This is a genomic window from Phycicoccus elongatus Lp2, assembly GCF_000367525.1.
GTDB classification, from domain to species: Bacteria; Actinomycetota; Actinomycetes; order Actinomycetales; family Dermatophilaceae; genus Phycicoccus_A; species Phycicoccus_A elongatus.
In genome coordinates this window covers 3,026,314-3,047,180 of record NZ_HF570956.1, presented here as the reverse complement: position 1 = coordinate 3,047,180, position 20,867 = coordinate 3,026,314, and the positions used below count along the sequence as shown (strand labels likewise).

Below are 20,867 nucleotides of genomic sequence, written 5' to 3'. Positions count from 1 at the left end.
CGGTCGACCGGCTCGGGGTGACCGCCATCGACCTCAGCGGACGGGCGGTCAACCAGCGCGTCGTGGAGCGCGACCTGCGCGGCAGCGACCCGCAGCGCACCCTCGCCCGGCTCTCCGCCATGGTGCGTGAGGTGGTGGGCGAGGTGACCGGCAGCGGTATGACGCCGGCAGGCGCCTGCCTGGCCCTGCCCGGCATCGTCGACGCCTCCGGGATGACCCGCTTCGCCCCCAACCTGGGCTGGCAGGAGGTGCCCGCGCTCGACCTGGTGCGGACCGGGAGCGGCCTGGTCGACCTCTCCTGGTCGGTCGGCAATGACGCCGACCTCGCCGCCCGTGCCGAGTGCCAGGCCCGCGCCCGCGCCGCGGAGCACGCGGTCGCCGACGAGGACTTCGTCTATGTCGCGGGCAATGTCGGGCTCGGGGGCGCGGTCATCCGTCATGGGTTCCTGGCCGGCGGCGTCCACGGTTGGGTCGGCGAGATCGGCCACTCCCCCATGGACCCGCTCGGCCCGGACTGCGCGTGCGGCGCCAACGGCTGCCTCGAGCAGTACGCCGGGCGCCACATCGTGATGACCCAGGCCGGCCTGGCCCCCACGGCTCGCATCGAGTCGCTGCTGGAGGCATTGGGCGAGGTGCCGGAGGGCGCCGACGAGCCCGCGCGGGAGCGCCATACCAAGGCTGTGACCGCAGTCGACGTCGCGGCCCGCGCCATCGGCCTGGGCGCGGCGACGATGGTCAACATCGTCGACGTCGAGGTCGTGGTCCTGGGCAGCATGTATGCCGACCTCTTCGCCTGGGTGGCGCCCACCGTGCAGCGCGAGGTCGACCGGCGCGTGATGGCGGCCCGCTGGGCCCCGGTCCGGGTCGAGCGCGCCCTGGTGACGGAGCTGGCGAGCCTGCGGGGCGCGGCCCTGAGCGTGCTTGAGGCGGTCGCCGCGGCGCCCAGCAGCTGGACGGAGAGATCGTGACCATTCCGTAGCGCGAGACGGAGCGTGTTCGTCTTGCGCACACGCGGACTTCGGAATAAGTTCACCCCCGCAACAATTCCTCGACGGGGAGGTACGCCGGTGGCGGCTTCGGAGCAAATGGGGAGAACCGTGCCCGCAGGGCAGGTCATCCTGGAGATGCGGAACATCACCAAGGAGTTCCCCGGCGTCAAGGCGCTCAGCAACGTCAACATGCTCGTCCGCCGCGGTGAGATCCACGCAATCTGCGGCGAGAACGGCGCGGGGAAGTCGACCTTGATGAAGGTCCTGTCGGGGGTCTGGCCGGTCGGCAGCTATGACGGCGAGATCCTGTTCGAGGGCCACCCGGTGACCTTCCAGAACATCAACGACTCCGAGAAGGCCGGGATCGTCATCATTCACCAGGAGCTGGCGCTCATCCCCGAGCTCTCCATTGCCGAGAACATCTTCCTGGGCAACGAGCAGCGCAAGCGCGGCGTCATCGACTGGGTCCTCACCCAGCAGCGCGCCACCGAGCTTCTCGCCCGGGTGGGCCTGAGCGAAGACCCCAACACCAAGATCAAGGACATCGGGGTCGGCAAGCAGCAGCTCGTCGAGATCGCCAAGGCGCTGTCCAAGGACGTCAAGCTCCTCATCCTCGACGAGCCCACCTCGGCGCTCAACGAGAGCGACTCCCAGCACCTGCTCTCGATCATGGACGGCCTGCGCAGCAAGGGCGTCACCTGCATCATGATCAGCCACAAGCTCAACGAGATCGAGCAGATCTCGGACTCCATCACCATCATCCGCGACGGCAAGTCGGTCGAGACCCTCGACGTGCGTGAAGACGGGGTCGACGAGAACCGCATCATCCGGGGCATGGTCGGCCGCGACCTGGAGTCGCGCTTCCCCGACCACACCCCGCAGATCGGGGACGTGCTCTTCGAGATCAAGAACTGGAACGTCCAGCACGCCACCCGCACCGACAGGCTGGTGGCCAAGAACAGCGCCTTCACCGTGCGGCGGGGCGAGATCGTCGGCTTCGCCGGCCTCATGGGCGCGGGCCGCACCGAGCTCATGCGCTCGATCTTCGGCCGCTCCTATGGCACCTTCCTCGGCGGCACCCTCACGCTCAACGGCAAGGAACGCCAGCTCAAGTCGGTCTCCGACGCGATCGACGCCGGCATCGCCTATGTCACCGAGGACCGCAAGACCCTGGGGCTGAACCTCCTCGACGACATCAAGACCACGACGGTGGCCGCCAAGCTCAAGCGGATCACCCACAACCTGGTCGTCAGCGAGACCGAGGAGTTCCGCTTCGCCGAGGAGTACCGCAAGGAGATGCGCACCAAGACGCCGAGCGTCGAGGAAGGCGTGGCCAAGCTCTCCGGTGGCAACCAGCAGAAGGTCGTCCTGGCCAAGTGGCTCTTCACCGAGCCCGAGCTGCTCATCCTCGACGAGCCCACCCGCGGCATCGACGTGGGGGCCAAGTACGAGATCTACGGGATCATCCAGCGCCTGGCCGACCAGGGGAAGGGTGTCATTGTCGTCTCGTCCGAGCTCCCGGAGCTGCTGGGTCTCTCGGACCGCATCTACACGATCTGTGAGGGAGCCATCACCGGCTGCCTGACCAAGGAGGAAGCCGACCAGGAGTCGCTCATGCGGCTGATGACCAAGACCTCCGGAGCCGGGGGCGTCGCCCTCGACGAGGAACCCGCCCACGACCCCGGCCTGTCGGCCTGACCACGACGAAGGACCTGACATGACTGCCATCAAGAAGATCTTCGGCGGCGACACCCGCCAGCTCGGCATGATCTTCGCGCTCATCGCGCTCATCGTGTTCTTCCAGATCAAGACCGGTCTGACCCTGGACCCGAACAACGTCAACAACATCATCCAGGGCAACGCCTACATCCTGGTGCTGGCCATCGGCATGGTGCTCGTCATCATCGCCGGCCACATCGACCTCTCCGTCGGGTCGATCGCCGCCTTCGTCGGCATCGTCGTCGCCATGGGGATCCGCGACTGGGGCATCCCCTGGTGGCTCGGCATCCTGCTCGGCCTGGTCATCGGCGGCCTCGTCGGCGCCTGGCAGGGTTTCTGGGTCTCCTACCTCGGCATCCCGGCCTTCATCGTCACCCTCGCCGGAATGCTCATCTTCCGGGGAGCCAACCAGTGGGTCGGCAAGTCCCTCACCGTGCCCGTGCCCGAGGCCTTCCAGGTCATCGGCGCCGGCTCCCTCCCCGAGGTCGGCCCCAACACCGGCTACAACAACCTGACCATCCTGCTCGGCATCCTGGGGTGTGCCGCCATCGTGTTCGGCGCGATCCGCAGCCGGGCGCGACTGGTCAAGATCAACGCCGAGGTCGAGGAGGCCTGGGTCATGTGGACCCGGCTGGCCCTCATCTGCCTGGTCATCATGGGCACGATGCTGCTCATCGCCTCGGGTCGAAAGGGCTTCCCCGTCTCGGGCCTGATCCTCGTCGCGCTCGTCCTCATCTACGGCTTCATCTCGAGCAAGACCGTCCTCGGCCGCCACATCTACGCCGTCGGCGGCAACCGCCACGCCGCGGAGCTTTCGGGTGTGAAGAGCAAGAAGATCAACTTCTTCGTCATGTGCAACATGGCGGTTCTCTCGGCCCTTGCCGGCATGATGTTCGTTGCGCGGTCCACCGCCTCCGGCCCCTTCGACGGTGTCGGCTGGGAGCTCGACGCGATCGCCGCCGTCTTCATCGGTGGCGCGGCCGTCACCGGTGGCGTGGGCACGGTCATCGGGTCGATCGTGGGTGGTCTGGTCATGGCCGTCCTCAACAACGGCCTGCAGATCCTCGGCGTGGGCGCCGACGCGACGTCGGTCATCAAGGGCTTGGTCCTGCTCGCCGCCGTCCTCTTCGACGTCTACAACAAGAGCCAGGGCAAGCCGTCGATCACCGGCCTGCTGATGCGCAATCGCAAGGGCTCGGACTCCGCCGCGCCGGCTGCCACCAACAACCCGGCCGCGGATGCGACGTCGTCGCTGTCCGAGACCACCCGCACCGAGGGCTGAGTCCCTCCCCCACCAACGCCCGTACCGGGACCCCGGCACGGCACAGGAAAGAGAGAAGGAAAGCATGCGTGCACTGACCAAGGTCCTCGCCGTCACGGCGGTCGCGGGTCTGGCGCTCACGGGCTGCGGTCGTAGCGACAGCGGTTCAACCGGGGACAGCACCTCGGGCTCTGGCTCGGGCTCGGCCGCCGCCAGCGGCTTCGCCAAGGACGCCGTCATCGGTATCTCGCTCCCCCAGAAGACCTCGGAGAACTGGGTCCTCGCGGAGAAACTCTTCAACGACGGCCTGACCTCGGCCGGCTTCAAGGGCGACGTGCAGTTCGCCAACGGCGGCGTCTCGGAGCAGCAGAACCAGATCCAGGCCATGGTCACCAAGGGCGCCAAGGTCATCGTTGTCGGCGCCATCGACGGCTCGCAGCTGGGCACCCAGCTCAAGGCCGCCAAGGAGTCCGGCGCGACGATCATCGCCTACGACCGCCTCCTCACCAACACGGCGGACGTCGACTACTACATCGCCTACGACAACTTCAAGGTCGGTCAGCTCCAGGGCCAGGCCCTCCTCGACGGCATGATGGCCAAGAAGCCGAACGGCCCCTACAACATCGAGCTCTTCGCCGGTTCCCCGGACGACAACAACGCCAAGGTCTTCTTCGACGGCGCCATGGACGTCCTCAAGCCGAAGATCGCCGATGGCACGCTCAAGGTCGTCTCCGGCCAGACCGACTTCAACCAAGCGGTCACCCAGGGCTGGAAGGCCGAGAACGCGCAGAAGCGCATGGACACCCTGCTCGCCGCGTCCTACCCCGGCGACACCGCCCTCGACGGCGTTCTCTCCCCCAACGACACGTTGGCCCGCGCGATCATCACCTCGGTGAAGGCCGCCGGCAAGCCGATCCCCGTCGTCACCGGTCAGGACTCCGAGGTCGAGTCGGTCAAGTCGATCATGGCCGGTGAACAGTACTCCACGATCAACAAGGACACCCGCACCCTGGTTGCCGACACCATCAAGATGGTCGAGGCGCTCCAGAAGGGCGAGAAGCCGAACGTCAACGACGAGAAGTCGTACAACAACGGTGTCAAGGTCGTTCCGGCCAACCTGCTCGCCCCGGTCATCGTGACCAAGGCGAACGCGGCCGAGGCCTACGCCAACGACCCGACGCTGTCGCCGCTCACCAAGTGAGCTGACACGTCACCTGCACGACAGATTGGCCCCGGAGTCTTCGGCTCCGGGGCCAATCGCTTTCCCTTGCCGGCGTTGTTTCCAGTTGCCGCGGTTGTCCCCACCCGGGCCGCTCGATCAGTCGGCCGCCACCGTCGCGTCGACATAGCGCGCCCGGACGCCGACATCCACGAATCCCAGCGAGCCGTAGAGCCGGTGAGCGTCGGCATTCTCCTCGGCGACGGCCAACCACACCTCCTGCCGCCCCAGTTTGCGCAGGGCCGTCAAGGACCGGGCCATCAGATGGCCGCCCAGGCCATGGCCCCGGCGACTCGGCACGACACCCAACTGCTCGATCCAGTCTCGGGAAACCGTCACGAAAGCCACGGCGTCACCCCCGTCGAGCAGGAGGCGGGAGTCAGCAGGGAGAAACTCCGGGTCGGACTCGACGAAAGCGACCCACGCATCCAGGTCGCGGTCCGTGAAACCAGGCCGCTCGCCGAAGGACTGCCGCCAGACATGATGGAAGGCCGCCCGTGTGTCCGTGCCCCAAGGGACGGCGATCAGGGCCGGGTCGCGCGGCACGACCGGGATGTCGCCCAGGTCATGGCGCATGATGTCCTCCGCGAACACCCGCACGAGTCCGGTCCGGTGGGCGAACTCGCGCGAGGCCTCGCTGTCGTTCTCGACCGTCAAATGCAAGGGCACCAGCGGATTGCGGGCTCGCCCCCAGGCGAGCAACTCTTCTCCCACCCCGGCGCCGCGAATGGACGGATCGACCAATCCGGTCACCGTCAGGTGCGTGCCGTGATCGCGAACCAGTGCACCGACGGCCACGATGTCCCCGGTCGCGTCGCGACCGACCAGTCCGTTCGTGTGGTCATAGAACCGCCGGACGCTCGGGTCCGCGGCCATGGTCGGAAGCCCGCCGTCCGCGGCCAGGCAGACGCGGGCCAACTCCCGGATCCCGTCAAGGTCGTCCGGCGAGAGTTCACTCCACACAAGGTTGACCATGCTCCGATATTACCAGCCGGTAACTTCTAGAGGAGGACTGTGGCGAAAGTCCCCACCGTGGTGAAACCGATCCGCTCGTAGAGGGCGAGTGCCGCCACGTTGAAATCGTTGACGTAGAGGCTGACTTCGGTCACCGGACCCACCCGCCCGTCGAGCACCTGGTCGACAACCGCCGCGAGCAGCGGCCCGGAGAGCCCCAGGCCCCGCAACCTCGGGGTGAGCCACACCCCCTGCAACTGGGCACACCCGAGGGCGAGCGACCCGATGTCGGTCTTGAACACCACCTCCCCCTGCTCGACGAGCACGAAGGTGTGCCGGCGGGCGATCAGTCCAGCCACGGCCGCACGGTAGGCCCGCGACGACCCGACATAGGGCGGATAGCCGATCTCATGGGTGAACATGTGCGTCGCGGCCGGAAGCACGGCATCGACTTCGGAATCCCAGGCCGGCCGAACCCGATGGTCGATCTCCAGACCCCGTGCCGAGGGCCTGGTCCTTGTGGTCATCAACGGTTGGTCGGCCCGAATGGCGCGCGGTGGCCCCCAGTGCCGCGCCAGTCGGTCCCAGAGGTCGAGCACCTCCTCCCGTGGGCCCAGCACCGACGCGGTACTCGGACGCCAACTCCGCATCCTCTCGGCGAGCGCCGCTCGCGCCGAGTCATCGGTCTCGACCGGAACGATGTTGGCATTGGCCCAACAGATCGCATCGAGTTCACCGTCCACCCGATGGCCCAGCACGGACGAGAGCGAGCCAGTGCGCGCCGACTCCTCGATCCGGGCGGCGACGAAGAGGTGACGTGCCGGATCACGGCCGCAGAGGGCCAGCGCGGCATCGCGGTCGGCGGGCGTCAGAGGCCTGACGGCGGGGCGTGTGCGGAGCACGCCCCCACTCTAGGGCGACGATTCGCAGCGAACGCGCTGATCGCGCAGTTGGGTTGCCCCTCTCCACACGGTATGCCGCGTGCTGGACACCCACGGTCCGCGAGCGTTGAGCGGAGCCCGGCCCCGCGGCATACCGCCGGAAGGTTCAGGAGACCGAGACGGTGGGTGCGCCTGCGGACTCCTCGTCCAGTGGCTCACCCATCTCCTCGGCGATGCGCATGGCCTCCTCGATGAGCGTCTCCACGATCTGTGATTCGGGGACGGTCTTGATGACCTCACCCTTGACGAAGATCTGGCCCTTGCCGTTGCCGGAGGCGACGCCGAGGTCGGCCTCGCGGGCTTCGCCGGGACCGTTGACGACGCATCCCATGACGGCGACCCGCAGCGGGACGGTCATGCCCTCGAGGCCGGCGGTGACCTCGTTGGCGAGCTTGTAGACATCGACCTGGGCACGGCCGCAGCTCGGGCAGGAGACGATCTCGAGCTTGCGCGGGCGCAGGTTCAGGCTCTGCAGGATCTGGATGCCGACCTTCACCTCTTCGACGGGAGGTGCCGAGAGGGAAACACGGATGGTGTCGCCGATCCCCCGGGAGAGCAGGGCGCCGAAGGCGGTGGCCGACTTGATGGTGCCCTGGAAGGCGGGGCCCGCCTCGGTGACGCCCAGGTGCAGCGGCCAGTCGCCGCGCTCGGCGAGCAACTCGTAGGCCTTGACCATGACGACCGGGTCATTGTGCTTGACCGAGATCTTGAAGTCGTGGAAGTCGTGCTCCTCGAAGAGGCTGGCCTCCCAGACGGCCGACTCGACGAGCGCCTCGGGCGTCGCCTTGCCGTACTTCTCGAGCAGCCGCTTGTCGAGGCTGCCGGCGTTGACGCCGATCCGGATGCTCGTCCCGGCGGCCTTGGCGCGCTTGGCGATCTCGGCGACCTGATCGTCGAACTGGCGGATGTTGCCCGGGTTGACCCGGACGGCCGCGCAGCCGGCGTCGATCGCGGCATACACATATTTGGGCTGGAAGTGGATGTCGGCGATGACCGGGATGTTGGAGTGCTGGGCGATCTCGGCGAGGGCGTCGGCGTCGTCCTGGCTCGGGCAGGCGACGCGCACGATGTCGCAGCCGGCAGCGGTGAGCTCGGCGATCTGCTGAAGCGTGGAGTTGACATCGCTGGTGAGCGTCGTGGTCATCGACTGGACGCTGACGGGGCTGTCGCTGCCCACCCCAACGGTGCCGACCTGGATTTGGCGCGTCTTGCGGCGGGGGGCCAACACGGGGGGCGGCAGGGACGGCATACCAAGTCCAACACTCATGTCCCCAGTATCCCGCATGTCGCGCCCCCCATCTGTCGGCGTGGAGGTCAGCCGCCGAGCTTGATCGGGTTGACGACGTCGGCGTAGATGAGCAGGACTGACATCGCGATCAGGACGAGCGAGACGGCGTAGGCGATCGGGAGTCCCTTGGCGACATCGACGTGGGCGGGCTCGGCGGCGCCGCGCACGCGCGCGACGGTGCGCTTCAGGCCCTCCCACAGCGCGCCAGCGATGTGGCCGCCGTCGAAGGGCAGGAGCGGGATGAGGTTGAAGACGAAGAGCATGAGGTTGAGCGAGGCCAGCAGCCCGACGAGGAACCAGAACTTGTCCGCCGTGTGCTCACCGATCATCACGTCGAGCTTTCCCGCGCTCACCTCGCCGGCGACCCGGCCGACGCCGACCACCGACATCGGTGAGTCGATGGCCCGCTCCTCACCGCTGAAGGCGGCTTGCCAGACGCCGACCATCTTCTGCGGGATCCGGATGACGGCACCTGCGGTCTGCCACAGGCCCTCCCCGACGATTCCGGGGACGGTGGTGATCGACTGCGGGACATAGACGATCGGCGTCGCCGAGGAGATGCCGATGAAGCCGGCGGTCTGCGTCACCGGCTGCCCGTTGCCGTCCAGAACCGGGTTTCCCTGGGCGTCATACGTCGCCACCTGGTTGGCGATCGGGGTGACCGTGAGGCTCACCTGCTCGCCCTGGCGTTCGACGACGATGGCCGTCGGCTGGTCCAGACGGGGACGGATCAGCTTGCTGACATCGGCGCTCGAGGTCACCGGGCTGCCGTCGATGGAGATGACCTTGTCCATCGGCTTCAGCCCGGCCGCAGCAGCGGGCGTGCCCGGACGCCCTTCGCAGGTCGTCGCCGTCGCGGCCTCGGTCACCGGGACGACGCACTGGGCGACGGAGGCCACCAGGGAGCCCTGCCCGGTCTCGGCGGTGCCATGGATGGTCACCATGCCGGTGAGCAGGATGACCGCGATCAGCAAGTTCATGAGTGGTCCGCCGAGCATGACCGCGACCTTCTTGGGCGTGCTCAGCCGGTAGAAGACGCGGTTCTCGTCACCGGGGAGCAGTTCCTCGTGGGCCGCGGCGCGGGCCTCGTCGGCCAACTGGCTGAACCGACCCGTGCTCGTCGCCCGGATGGTTCCCGGAGCGTCCCCGGGCTTGGGCGGGAACATCCCGATCATCCGAATGTAGCCACCGAGCGGGATGGCCTTGAGTCCGTACTCGGTTTCCCCGCGCCGTCGCGACCAGACCGTCGGCCCGAAGCCGACCATGTACTGAGTCACCCGCACTCCGAAGCGCTTGGCCGGCACCAGGTGCCCCACTTCATGCAGCGCGATCGACAACGCCACACCCAGCGCGGCGATGAGCACCCCCGCCGCGTAGGCCAACCAGCTCATCGGTTCCCCTTCTCCACGATCGCCGTGGCACGCTCCCGCGCCCAGGTGTCAGCGCGCAGCACCCCCTCAACGCTCGAGGAGTCGTGATCACTCCCATCATGCGCCTCGACCACGCGAGCCACCGTGTCGACGATGTCGAGGAAGCTGATCCGGCCGCCATGGAAGGCCTCGACACACACCTCGTTGGCGGCGTTGTAGACCGCCGGGGCCGTGCCGCCGGCCTCCCCCACCTGCCGCGCCAGCCGGACGGCGGGGAAGGCGTCGTCGTCGAGCGGATGGAACTCCCAGGCCTGTGCGCGCGACCAGTCGCACGGCTCGTCGATGTCGTCGAGGCGATCCGGCCAGGACAGGCCGAGCGCGATCGGCACGAGCATCCGTGGCGGTCCCATCTGGGCGATGGTCGAGCCGTCGCGGAACTCGACCATCGAGTGAATCCACTGCTGCGGGTGCACGACGACGTCGATGGCAGAGAAGGGCACGTCGAAGAGCAGGTGCGCCTCGATGACCTCCAGGCCCTTGTTGACCAGGGTTGCCGAGTTCGTGGTGATGACCTTGCCCATCGCATAGTTCGGGTGCGCGAGCGCCTGCTCGGGCGTCACCTCGCGCAATTGCTCGCGAGACCAGCCGCGGAAGGGTCCCCCACTGGCGGTGACGACCAGTCGCCGGACTTCCTCGCGACGGCCGCCGCGCAGCGACTGCGCGATCGCCGAGTGCTCCGAGTCGACGGGCACGATCTGATCGGGTCGCGCCGCGGCCCGCACGAGGTCGCCACCGATGATGAGGGACTCCTTGTTCGCCAGGGCAAGGGTCGCGCCGGACGCCAGGGCGGCGAGGGTCGGGCGCAGGCCGATCGCTCCGGTGATCCCGTTGAGGACGACGTGGGCACCGATGGCAGCCACGGTCGTGGCGGCGTCCGCCCCGACCACCACCTCGGGTGCGTATGCCGCGCGGCCGGCGCCCGCGGCATACCAGGCGAGCGCGGAGCGCAGGTCCTGGACGCTGCCGGCCGCCGCGGCGACGAAGGGCACCTCGAACTCGACGGCCTGGCGAGCCAAGAGGTCGATATTGCCGCCGGCGGCGAGTGCTCGAACCGTGAAGCGGTCACGGTTGCGCCCGATGACGTCGAGGGCCTGGGTGCCGATCGACCCGGTCGAGCCGAGGATGCTGACGGTGCGGGAGATCACCGGGGCATTCTCCCCCACCGACCTCACCGCGCGAGCAGGGTCACGTGGATCGAGGGGTGCCTGAGGGTGAGGTCGGCGAGCACCAGGTGCAAACCCGTGTATGCCGGGTCGTCGGCTGCCCGAAGTGCCGCCACGTGGTCGACGATGAGTTCCCAGGGCTGGGTCGCGTGCTCGGCAAGATGGTCGAGGCAGTCGGCAAGGGCATCGAGGTTGTGCCCGAACCAGCCGGGGAAGTCGAGTGCCTCGGCAAAAGCCTCGAGCGTGCCCTGCTTGGTCTCGGTCGCCTCGACGACATGCACTTCTCGTCCCTCCTCGATCGCATCGGCGATGAGGCCGGCAAGGTCGACCTTCGGCCCGATCGTGCGGATCATCGGCCCTCCTTGATCTGTCGGAACGACGCGTAGTGATCGGCAGTCCAGTAGCGATCTCCGTCGGCGCCGGAGATGATTCGGCGAGGTCCTCGATCATCGGAACCCGGTGTGACGACGGTGTATTCGCGGTAGTAGCCGCTCGGCTGCCGCGGGAGCAGACCCTCGCGATTGCCGAAGACGCCGTCATCCTGTCGATAGGGATAGGGTCCGCCGGCGCGGATCAGGGCCAGGGTGTCCTTGGCCTGGGATGGCAACCGGGACTCCTCGATGGTGGCCAGCCCACTGTCGGGCGTTGCCGCCCCACTGTCGGGCGTTGCCACGATGCTCGTCGGCCGGGGCAGGGATTCTGTCGATCGATGACCGGTCCACCACCACAGGCCGACGACCAGTGCCGCCACGACGAGGAGCGGAACCCACACGGTCCACGCCGAGCGTTGACCGGTGCGGGCGTTCACGCAGGCCATTGTGCGCGACCGGGCCATCGATCGGCGCGCACGAGCCCCTACTCGCGGAAGACGCGCTCCTCGATGAGGCGTTCCTCGACGGGGCGACCTTCGGGGTGGAATCGCCCATGGGCGAAGTCCTTCCCGAACTCCAGCACCACGTTGTCGTTGCCGTGTCGGTTCTACTCCACGGACACGACGACCCACTCCCGATAGCGATCCATCCGGGTCAGGTCATAGACCAGATGCTCTCGGGCCACGATGTCGGCCCGGCCGGTCGACCAATCGTGGCGACCTGGCGCAGCATCTGGAGCCCGAACGTCGTCTTGCCCTGCCCCTGTGACCCGGCGATGAGCGCGAGTTCCCCCGAGCGCACGCCGCCCCCGAGAACGCCGTCGAGGCGGCCGAAACTGGTGGGCCACACCGTTGCTCCCGGGGCCCGACCCTCCCGCAACATGGCGTCGGTGCGGGTGAGCAGGGTGGCCACCGTGTGCCGGACCCCTCCCGACGCGGCGCGCCACCAGAGCCACTGTCCGGCATGCTGGAAGTCCATCACGCAGGCCCCACCGTTGTCCGCGAAATGATCCAGCCCGAGAGATCTACGATGCGGACCATGCGGCGGCCTCACCATCGGAGTCTGGAGATCCACGACGCGGCCACCTTGCGGGCACACCTGACCGCAGGGCTTTCGCTCCGCGGCGTGCGCCTGCAGGGCATGGATCTGCGCGGCTTCCGGCACGAGTTTCTCGCCCGCACGGACCTGCGCGGCCTGGCCGTGCTGGGGGGCGCACTTCAGGCCAAGGTCGCGCGTCACCTGACCGCGCATGGGGCGATTGTCTTCCCGGACGTCCCGGACGCGCCGGTCCACCCCTATCGCGCGGAGCTCTACCAACCGGCCGACCTCTACAAGGGGCTCGACGAGGGGTATGCCACGACGCCCGACGCCCGCGCCTACGACTGGGCCCAGAACGCCGATCTGGCCAGCGACGCCCTCGTCACCGCGGTGCGGGCACTGCACGACGACGCGATGAGCGATGCGCTCGGGGAGGCCCTCGACGGACGCGCAGCAGTCGGGGTCATGGGTGGGCACGGGGTCCGCCGTGGCACGAAGGACTTCACGACGGCCGCGCGGCTGGGCCAGGCTCTCGCCGCGGCGGGGCGTGTCGTCCTCACCGGGGGTGGCCCGGGTGCCATGGAGGCGGCCAATCTCGGGGCGTATGCCGGGACGGGGCGAGACCTCACCGCGGCTCTCGACGCGCTGGGCGCGGTGCCGACCTTCACGGACATCACCGCGTGGGCCGACGTGGCTTTCCAGGTGCGCGCGGCCCTCGGCTCCGGCACGACACCGCCGGCCGCCCCCCGCAGCATCGGCATCCCCACGTGGTTCTACGGCCATGAGCCGCCCAATGTCTTCTGTGACGGCATCGCCAAGTACTTCTCCAACGCCCTGCGAGAGGACGGCCTGCTCGCGCTGTCCACCGGTGGTGTGGTCGTCCTCCCGGGAGCCGCCGGGACAGTGCAGGAGGTCTTTCAGGCGGTGACTCCGCGCTACTACGACACCGGCATGTCGCCCGTCGCCGCCCTGGTGCTCGTCGGCGTCGAGCACTGGACCCGCACGGTGCCGGTGTGGCCGCTGCTCACCACCTTGGCGCAGGGCCGGGCCTTCTCCTCACGGCTGCACCTCACCGATGACCTCGAGGAGGTTGTGGGCCTGCTCGACTCCTGACGGTGGGCGCACAAGGAGATCAGGGGGCGTGCCAGAGGACGATGCCCAAGCACATCTCGTCGGTGGTTCCTTCACCCCAGACGACATAACGTTCGGGAGTTCCCTGAAAGGCGGGGAGTTGGTCCCGCAACGACTGGTCGTGGGTGCAGGTGACCGTCAGGGTCTGCCCCTTCTGCAGGGTCACGGGCTCACTCAACGCGCGCGAGCCCTGGTCGTCGAAGTCGTAGACCGGGACGTCGAGGATCCGCTTGGCCTGCGGGGTGCCCTTGTCGACATCGATGGTGATCGACCGGCCGAGCAGGTGCATGTGGCCGGCGGCCGCACGGATGACCATCGGCTCACGCACGGAGCGGGTGCACTGTTGGGTGTCGCCGATCGGGTCGCCTCCGCACAGGACGTGGAGGAGGTCGGCCGTCGCGACCGTCTCCCCGAATCTGGTCTTGACGTCGTCGATGGCCGCCGCTCGGTCGCACAGCGGGCTCTCGGTGTGCCCCAGCCGACAGGGCAACTCCACCGGCGCGGGCAGCAGCATGGTGTTGAGGGCCTTCTTGGCCGACCCGGCCGCCGGGGACAGTCGCAGCCGCACCAGTGAGGTGTCGGCGCCCCCACCCGTGAGGGTGTTGAAGTGCATCTGGACGACGACCTGGGTGCCGGCCTCAAGCGGGATCCCGACGTCCTCGGACATCACGCGCTCGCCACCGCCCGGGGCCCAGGCGCCGACCCAATCCGACTTGTCGAGATTGCGACCTCCGACGCCTCCGATCCCGGTGCCCCCAAAGCAGGTCCACCCGTCGCCGGCATCCGCGGCATCGAGTGCCTGGGCTCTGGCCACCTGGGATGCCGGCACCTGGGAGACGATCACGTGATGCACGATGTTCGGGTTGCCGGGGATGATGTTGACTCCGCTGACCAGCTCTGGCTCGGTGAGTCCCGGGTCGAGTAGGAAGCATCGGTAGTCGTCGGTGCTCCCGGCCTTGGGGGTGGGACGGTAGTCCGCCGGTGTCTTCAACTCCACGAAGTGCTCCCCGGCGCGCAGCGGTGTCTGGGGCAGGCTCTCCGACGCCGAGGGACTTGCGGAACTCGCGTGCTCGACCTGGTGCCCCTCCTTGGCCGCGAGGTTGCTCGGCAGCGGCCCGGAACCGCAGGCCGTGAGCAGCAGGCCGACAGTGACCGCCGCCACCATCGGACCCAGCCTCACGGAGCGCATGGAGGAAGGGTAGGTCACCTCACCCGGAGGCGGCAGCCAGCTGACCACAGGCCCCGTCGATGTCGGAGCCTCTGGTGTCGCGCACGGTGGTCGGTATGCCGTGGGCGCGCAGCCGCTCGACGAACTGCTGCTCGACGCCGGGGCGACTGGCAGTCCACTTCGAACCAGGTGTCGGATTCAGCGGGATCGGGTTGACGTGAACCCAGCCACGCCCCCGGGCGGCCAGCTTCTTCCCGAGGAGGTCGGCCCGCCAGGCCTGGTCGTTGATGTCCCGGATGAGGGCGTACTCGATGCTCACCCGCCGCTTGGTCACCTCGAAATAGCGGCGGGCGGCATCGAGGGCTTGGTCCACCTTGAATCGGGTGTTGATCGGCACGAGGGTGTCACGCAGTTCGTCATCGGGTGCGTGGAGGGACAGGGCGAGCGTGACCGGGATGCCCTCCGTGGCCAGTCGGTCGATCCCGGGCACGAGACCCACGGTGCTCATCGTCAGGCCCCGAGCGCTCATTCCCAACCCGGCCGGCGACGGGTCGACCAGGCGCCGGATCGCCCCGATGGCGGCCTTGTAGTTGGCCAGGGCCTCGCCCATCCCCATGAAGACGACATTGGAGACCCGCAGCGGGCCGGTCTGCGGGGCGTCCTTGATCTCGGACTCGTCACCGAGTTCGGCGTGGCCGTCGTCGGCGACCGTCGCCCGATCCATCAAGCCCTCCCGAAGGCGCCGGTTGGCGTCGACGACCTGCTCGACGATCTCCGCGGTGGACATGTTGCGGGTCAGGCCGGCCTGGCCGGTGGCACAAAACGGGCAGTTCATGCCACAACCAGCCTGCGAGGAGATGCAGAGGGTGACTCGGCGCGGATAGCGCATGAGCACCGACTCGACGAGGGCACCGTCGTGGAGGCGCCAGACGGATTTGAGGGTGGCACCGTCGTCCGCGGAGAGGGTGCGAACGGGGGTGAGCAGGGTCGGCAGGAGTGCGTCGACAAGGTCGGAGCGCACGGCCGCCGGGAGGTCGGTCATGTCGCCCGGGTCGATGGTCATCCGCTCGAAGTAGTGCGTCGACAGTTGGTTGGCACGGAAGGCCTTGTGGCCCAACTCCTCGACGGCAGCCCGTCGCTCGGCCACGGTGAGGTCGGCCAGATGACGCGGTGGCTTGCCGCGGCGCGGCGCGACCATCGTCAACTGACCGGGAACGGGGCGGTTGCCTGCTGGGATGTCCATGTCAGGGCTCATCCAGCCGCCGGGGCCAGCCACCAGAGCAGGCCCCAGATGACCGGCAGGGTGAGGACGAGGGAGTCGAGGCGGTCCATGATGCCGCCATGGCCGGGCAGCAGGTTGCCCATGTCCTTGACCCCGAGATCGCGCTTCAGGCTCGACTCGATGAGGTCACCGATCGTTGCGACGGCGGCCGCGACGGCGCCGATCACAGCCCCGACCCACCACCGACCCCCGAGCATGTAATGCATCGACGTGGCCCCGACGATCGTGCAGACGACGACCGCCCCGGCAAAGCCCTCCCACGACTTCTTCGGACTCACCGAGGGCGCCATGGGGTGTTTCCCGAAGAGCACCCCCACGGCATACCCCCCGATGTCGGAGAAGACCGTGACGAGGACGAAGAAGACAATCCGCAGGTGCCCGTCGGGCTCGGCCAGCAGGAGCGAGGCGAAGCCCGCGATCAGGCACGGGTAGAAGGCGACGAAGAGTCCGCCGCCGATGTCGCGCAAGGCGCCGCGAGCCCCCTCGGCCGCGCGCCAGACGATGATGCCGGTGGCGGTCAGGCCGAAGGTGATGGCCAACGCCTCGGCCCCGCGCACGTAGGCAGCCATGAGCATGCTGACCGCCCCGAGGAGGATCGGCACGATCGGTGCGTTGATCCGGGCAGACTGCAGCGCTCGACGCATCTCCCAGGCACCCAGGCAGATCGCCACGACGAGCAGCGGGAGGAAGAACTCCTTGCGAATGAGCAGTGAGGCGAGCACGAGCGCGCCCAGGCCGACGCCCACCCCGATCGCCGCCGGTAGGTCCCGTCCGGCCCGGGACTTCCTGGGGGCGGCGACCTCGGGAGTCGAGGGGGCGTCGTCAGCCGGACCCGTGGGGTCGACGACGACGTCGGACGGCTGGTCCGACGTCGTCGTCTCCGGGCCCTGGCTCAACGCTCAGACCTCGAGGAGCTCGGCTTCCTTGTGCTTGACCAGGTCGTCGACCTGGTCGACGAACTTCTTGGTCAACTGCTCGAGGTCCTTCTCACCCCGAGTGCCATCGTCCTCGCCGACCTCGCCGTCCTTGACGAACTTCTCGATCGCTTCCTTGGCGTGGCGGCGGATGTTGCGGACCGAGACACGAGCCTCCTCGGCCTCGTGCTTGGCCATCTTGATGTACTCCTTGCGCCGCTCCTCGGTGAGCGCAGGCATGACACACCGGATGATGTTGCCGTCATTGGAGGGGTTCACGCCGAGGTCGGCCTGCTGGATCGCCTTCTCGATGGCGTGCATCGAGGACTTGTCGAAGGGGCTGATGATGATGGTGCGGGCCTCGGGCGTCTGGAAGGACGCGAGCTGCTGCAGCGGGGTCGGCGCGCCGTAGTAATCGACGAGGAGCTTCTGGAACATTCCCGGATGAGCGCGACCCGTGCGGATGCCGGCAAAGCGCTCCTTGGCGACCTCGACGGCCTTCTCCATCTTCTCCTCGGCCTCGAACAGGCTCTCGTCGATCATCGCGCTCAGGTCTCCTTCGTCGCGCCGGTGCGGTCACCGGTCACCTCTGCTTTGTCTCTTGTCAGGTGCCAGTCTCTCAAACCGGCGGGTGCTCGCGGGTCAGCTCGGCGAGACCAGCGTGCCGATCCGGTCCCCACGCAGGGCGCGGGTGATGTCGCCCTCGCCATCCATGCCGAAGACCACCATCGGCAGCTTGTTCTCCATGCACAGGCTGAAGGCGGCAGCATCGACGACCTTGAGGCCGGAGCGGAGCGCCTCGGTGAAACTGAGCCGGTCGTAACGCTTGGCGTCGGGATTGGTCCGAGGATCGGAGTCGTAGACGCCATCGACACCGTGCTTGCTCATGAGGACCTCGTCGCACTGACACTCCAGGGCCCGCTGGGCACTCACCGTGTCGGTCGAGAAGTACGGCATACCGGCGCCGGCCCCGAAGATGACGACCCGGCCCTTCTCGAGGTGGCGAATGGCGCGCCGCGGAATGTAGGGTTCGGCGACCTGACCCATCGTGATGGCCGTCTGGACCCGGGTGTCGATGCCCTCCTTCTCGAGGAAGTCCTGGAGGGCCAAGCAGTTCATGACGGTGCCCAGCATGCCCATGTAGTCGGCGCGCGAGCGCTCCATCCCCTTCTGCTGCAACTCGGCCCCGCGGAAGAAGTTGCCGCCGCCGACGACGACTGCGACCTCAACTCCCTCGCGGACGCCGGCCGCGATCTGCCGGGCAATTCCCCGCACCACGTCCGGGTCGACTCCGACGGCTCCCCCTCCGAACGCTTCACCGGACAGTTTGAGCAGAACCCGACGGGGACGACTGGCGCCGAGGGCGGTGGACTCCGGGGTAACCGTGGTCACGGACGTTCTCCTTGATCGGGGGCGTCAGCGATCCTTCCACACGCCACCGGGCCTAGCATCACGGCCATGTGGCCGACCTCCGCCTCCCGCACCGCTTATGCGAATCGATGGATCGAAGTGAGTGAGGATGTGGTCCAGATGCCCGACGGATCGGAAGGGGTCTACGGAGTCGTCACGGTCCGTCATGCCTCGGTCTTCGTCGTGGCGATCACCGACGCCGACGAGGTGGTGCTCGTCCAGCTGGATCGACACACGACCGGCCCCGGGCTGGAGGTGCCAGCTGGTGGCACCGATGGCGAACAGCCTCTGGTCGCGGCCCAGCGCGAACTCGAGGAGGAGAGCGGGTATCGGGCACGGCAGTGGCGCGAGATCGGGCGGATGAACGCCCTCAACGGCATCTGTCGCGCGCCGGAAGTGGTCTTCCTCGCCACCGGCCTGAGCAGGGCCGAGGCACATGGCGCCCAGGAGGAAGGAATCAGCGCGGTGCGCACCGTGCCCTGGCCCGGGGTGATGGAGATGGTCCGGACCGGTGAGATCTGCGATGGCGAGACCGTTGCCGCCCTGATGTACGCCGCCCTCGCCCTCGGTCGCCTCTGACGACACATGGGTATGCCGCCCGCTCGAGGTGAGCGGGCGGCATACCAGGTGCCGTGGGGCGGGAGCCGTCAGGCGCCGACGCGGAAGCGGGCGAAGCCCCTCGCGGTGGCCCCGGCCTCGTCGAGGACCTTCTGGACGGACTTCTTGGCGTCCTTGGCGAAGGCCTGCTCGAGCAGCACGGCCTCCTTGAAGAAGCCGTTGACGCGACCCTCGATGATCTTGGGGAGGGCGGCCTCTGGCTTGCCCTCCTCCTTGGCGGTCTCCTCGGCAACCTTGCGCTCGTGCTCGACCGTCGCGGGGTCGATCTCGTCGCGGGTCAGCACCGACGGGGCGAAAGCCGCGATGTGCATCGCGACATCGCGACCGATCGCGTCGTCGCCACCCTCGGAACCGAAGAGGACACCGATCTGCGCGGGCAGGTCGGGGCTCGTCTTGTGCAGGTAGGCCACGACGTGCGGGGCCTCGATGCGCGCAACGCGCTTGATCTCGATCTTCTCGCCGATCGTCGCGTTGGCTGCGTCGACGAGCTCCTGGACGGTCTGGCCGTCCGGGAGCGTGCTCGACAGCAGGTCCTGCGCGTCCGCGGCCTTGGTGGCCACGGCCTGGTCGAGGACCTGCTGTGCGAGCTCGCCGAAACGCTCGCCCTTGGCGACGAAGTCGGTCTCGCAGAGGACCTCCACGAGGGTGCCGACGCCGTCACCGGCCTCGGCGATGACCAGGCCGTTGGAGGCCGTGCGGCCCTCGCGCTTGGTGACGCCCTTGAGGCCCTTGACGCGCAGGATGTCCTCGGCCTTGGCCAGGTCGCCGTCGGCCTCGTCGAGGGCCTTCTTGACGTCCATCATGCCGGCCGCAGTCTTCTCGCGGAGCGCCTTGATGTCAGCGGTGGTGTAGTTCGCCATGAGTGTGGTTTCGCTCTTTCGTGCGTGAGAAGGGGTGTTCTGCGAAGGTCAGCTCTCGGCCGGGACCTCGGCCTCGGCGACCTCGGCGACCGGCTCCTCGAGCGGAGCGGCCTCGGCCTCGGCCGGGGCGGCAACGGCCGGCGCGGCGTCGTCGGCACCGAGAAGCTCGCGCTCCCACTCGGCCAGCGGCTCCTCGGCGGTCTGCGCGTCACCCTCGGTCTTGGCGCCGCTGCGCGAGACCAGGCCGTCGGCGACGGCGTCGGCGATCACGCGGGTCAGCAGGGTGACCGAGCGGATGGCGTCGTCGTTGCCGGGGATCTTGTAGTCGACCTCGTCGGGGTCGCAGTTGGTGTCGAGGATCGCGATGACCGGCAGGCCGAGCTTCTTGGCCTCGTCGACCGCCAGGTGCTCCTTCTTGGTGTCGACGATCCAGACGGCCGAGGGGACCTTGGCCATCGTGCGGATGCCGCCCAGAGTCTTCTCGAGCTTGTCGCGCTCGCGCTTGAAGATGAGGAGTTCCTTCTTGGTGTAGCCGCTGGCGGCCACGTCGTCGTAGTTCAGCTCCTCGAGCTCCTTGAGGCGCGTGAGGCGCTTGGAGATCGTCTGGAAGTTGGTGAGCATGCCACCGAGCCAACGGTGGTTGACATAGGGCATCCCCACGCGGGTCGCCTGCTCGGCGATCGGCTCCTGGGCCTGCTTCTTGGTGCCGACGAACAGGATGGTGCCGCCGTGGGCGACGGTCTCCTTGACGAACTCGTAGGCGCTGTTGATGTAGCTGACCGACTGCTGCAGGTCGATGATGTAGATGCCATTGCGCTCGGTCATGATGAAGCGCTTCATCTTGGGGTTCCAGCGACGGGTCTGGTGCCCGAAGTGGACGCCGCTCTCGAGGAGCTGGCGCATGGTGACGACGGCCATGCCGTGTTCTCCTTGCTCACAGTTGCGACGGCAGCCACGGGGTTGTGGTCGCCTGCCTGGTGTCCCGACGAGAGTCCGGACGTATGCCGCGGGGCCAGGCGGGCGCCCGACACACGGCCTACGCACTGTCGGCTCTGGTCCCGATTCGGAGGAGTTCCTCGTCACCGGTCAGGGACACGCGAAGTCACCCGAC

At 68.2% G+C, this 20,867-nt stretch carries 21 protein-coding genes; 6 read left to right on the top strand and 15 right to left on the bottom strand.

Features of this window, described 5'->3' with window-relative positions; all coding sequences use genetic code 11:
* From BN10_RS14745 to BN10_RS14730, 4 genes are all read left to right on the top strand, one after another.
* A partial coding sequence (locus tag BN10_RS14745; RefSeq protein ID WP_051369739.1) for an ROK family protein occupies positions 1–968 on the top strand: 968 nt, incomplete at its 5' end.
* A 117-nt stretch (positions 969–1,085) separates the two neighbouring features.
* Positions 1,086–2,687: a multiple monosaccharide ABC transporter ATP-binding protein gene (gene mmsA, locus BN10_RS14740; protein WP_040752016.1), complete on the top strand. Its 1,602-nt coding sequence runs from the start codon at positions 1,086–1,088 to the stop codon at positions 2,685–2,687.
* Between the two features lie 19 nt (positions 2,688–2,706).
* Complete coding sequence (mmsB, locus tag BN10_RS14735; protein WP_010852044.1) at positions 2,707–3,990, top strand: multiple monosaccharide ABC transporter permease; 1,284 nt, start codon at positions 2,707–2,709, stop codon at positions 3,988–3,990.
* 64 nt (positions 3,991–4,054) lie between these two features.
* Positions 4,055–5,170 carry a substrate-binding domain-containing protein gene (locus tag BN10_RS14730; protein ID WP_010852043.1) on the top strand — a complete coding sequence of 372 codons (1,116 nt, stop codon included), beginning with the start codon at positions 4,055–4,057 and terminating at the stop codon, positions 5,168–5,170.
* Between the two features lie 117 nt (positions 5,171–5,287).
* Here BN10_RS14730 and BN10_RS14725 read toward each other — a convergent pair whose 3' ends face one another.
* The 8 genes from BN10_RS14725 to BN10_RS14690 form a co-directional block, all read right to left on the bottom strand.
* Positions 5,288–6,163 carry a GNAT family N-acetyltransferase gene (locus BN10_RS14725; RefSeq protein WP_010852042.1) on the bottom strand — a complete coding sequence of 292 codons (876 nt, stop codon included), beginning with the start codon at positions 6,161–6,163 and terminating at the stop codon, positions 5,288–5,290.
* A 26-nt stretch (positions 6,164–6,189) separates the two neighbouring features.
* Positions 6,190–7,044: a GNAT family N-acetyltransferase gene (locus BN10_RS14720; protein ID WP_010852041.1), complete on the bottom strand. Its 855-nt coding sequence runs from the start codon at positions 7,042–7,044 to the stop codon at positions 6,190–6,192.
* 145 nt (positions 7,045–7,189) lie between these two features.
* Entirely contained in the window at positions 7,190–8,350 is a 1,161-nt protein-coding gene (gene ispG / locus BN10_RS14715; RefSeq protein ID WP_040752014.1) for a flavodoxin-dependent (E)-4-hydroxy-3-methylbut-2-enyl-diphosphate synthase, read from the bottom strand.
* Between the two features lie 47 nt (positions 8,351–8,397).
* Positions 8,398–9,762 (bottom strand): M50 family metallopeptidase, encoded by a 1,365-nt coding sequence (locus BN10_RS14710; RefSeq protein ID WP_010852039.1) that lies wholly within the window; start codon positions 9,760–9,762, stop codon positions 8,398–8,400.
* Complete coding sequence (gene dxr, locus BN10_RS14705; RefSeq protein ID WP_040752012.1) at positions 9,759–10,946, bottom strand: 1-deoxy-D-xylulose-5-phosphate reductoisomerase; 1,188 nt, start codon at positions 10,944–10,946, stop codon at positions 9,759–9,761. The genes BN10_RS14710 and dxr overlap by 4 nt, the downstream gene beginning before the upstream one ends.
* Before the next feature lie 23 nt (positions 10,947–10,969).
* Entirely contained in the window at positions 10,970–11,317 is a 348-nt protein-coding gene (locus tag BN10_RS14700) for a barstar family protein (protein WP_010852037.1), read from the bottom strand.
* Positions 11,314–11,781: a ribonuclease domain-containing protein gene (locus BN10_RS14695; RefSeq protein ID WP_010852036.1), complete on the bottom strand. Its 468-nt coding sequence runs from the start codon at positions 11,779–11,781 to the stop codon at positions 11,314–11,316. Before BN10_RS14695 ends, BN10_RS14700 begins: the two co-directional genes overlap by 4 nt.
* Positions 11,782–11,989: 208 nt before the next feature.
* Positions 11,990–12,313 carry an ATPase domain-containing protein gene (locus tag BN10_RS14690; RefSeq protein WP_040752010.1) on the bottom strand — a complete coding sequence of 108 codons (324 nt, stop codon included), beginning with the start codon at positions 12,311–12,313 and terminating at the stop codon, positions 11,990–11,992.
* A 60-nt stretch (positions 12,314–12,373) separates the two neighbouring features.
* Here BN10_RS14690 and BN10_RS14685 point away from each other — a divergent pair, with 60 nt between their 5' ends.
* On the top strand, positions 12,374–13,486 hold the full coding sequence (locus tag BN10_RS14685; RefSeq protein WP_156917257.1) for an LOG family protein: 1,113 nt from the start codon (positions 12,374–12,376) through the stop codon (positions 13,484–13,486).
* 19 nt (positions 13,487–13,505) lie between these two features.
* Here BN10_RS14685 and BN10_RS14680 read toward each other — a convergent pair whose 3' ends face one another.
* The 5 genes from BN10_RS14680 to pyrH form a co-directional block, all read right to left on the bottom strand.
* Complete coding sequence (locus BN10_RS14680; protein WP_233354341.1) at positions 13,506–14,693, bottom strand: monooxygenase; 1,188 nt, start codon at positions 14,691–14,693, stop codon at positions 13,506–13,508.
* Positions 14,694–14,712: 19 nt separating this feature from the next.
* A complete protein-coding gene (gene rlmN, locus BN10_RS14675) occupies positions 14,713–15,915 on the bottom strand; it encodes a 23S rRNA (adenine(2503)-C(2))-methyltransferase RlmN (RefSeq protein ID WP_233354339.1) in 1,203 nt (400 codons plus the stop codon).
* Between the two features lie 8 nt (positions 15,916–15,923).
* A complete protein-coding gene (locus BN10_RS14670; RefSeq protein ID WP_010852030.1) occupies positions 15,924–16,850 on the bottom strand; it encodes a phosphatidate cytidylyltransferase in 927 nt (308 codons plus the stop codon).
* A 3-nt stretch (positions 16,851–16,853) separates the two neighbouring features.
* A complete protein-coding gene (frr, locus tag BN10_RS14665) occupies positions 16,854–17,411 on the bottom strand; it encodes a ribosome recycling factor (RefSeq protein WP_010852029.1) in 558 nt (185 codons plus the stop codon).
* Between the two features lie 99 nt (positions 17,412–17,510).
* Positions 17,511–18,260, bottom strand: coding sequence for a UMP kinase (gene pyrH / locus BN10_RS14660; RefSeq protein WP_010852028.1), 750 nt, complete (start codon positions 18,258–18,260; stop codon positions 17,511–17,513).
* Between the two features lie 66 nt (positions 18,261–18,326).
* Between pyrH and BN10_RS14655 the strand changes: the two genes are divergently transcribed.
* On the top strand, positions 18,327–18,857 hold the full coding sequence (locus tag BN10_RS14655) for an NUDIX domain-containing protein (protein ID WP_010852027.1): 531 nt from the start codon (positions 18,327–18,329) through the stop codon (positions 18,855–18,857).
* A gap of 68 nt (positions 18,858–18,925) precedes the next feature.
* On the opposite strand, the gene tsf is transcribed toward BN10_RS14655, so the two are convergent.
* Positions 18,926–19,756 (bottom strand): translation elongation factor Ts, encoded by an 831-nt coding sequence (tsf, locus tag BN10_RS14650; protein WP_010852026.1) that lies wholly within the window; start codon positions 19,754–19,756, stop codon positions 18,926–18,928.
* A 48-nt stretch (positions 19,757–19,804) separates the two neighbouring features.
* The gene (gene rpsB, locus BN10_RS14645) at positions 19,805–20,674 is read right to left on the bottom strand and encodes a 30S ribosomal protein S2 (RefSeq protein WP_010852025.1); all 870 of its coding nucleotides are present in this window, start codon (positions 20,672–20,674) and stop codon (positions 19,805–19,807) included.
* Positions 20,675–20,867 lie beyond the last annotated feature (193 nt).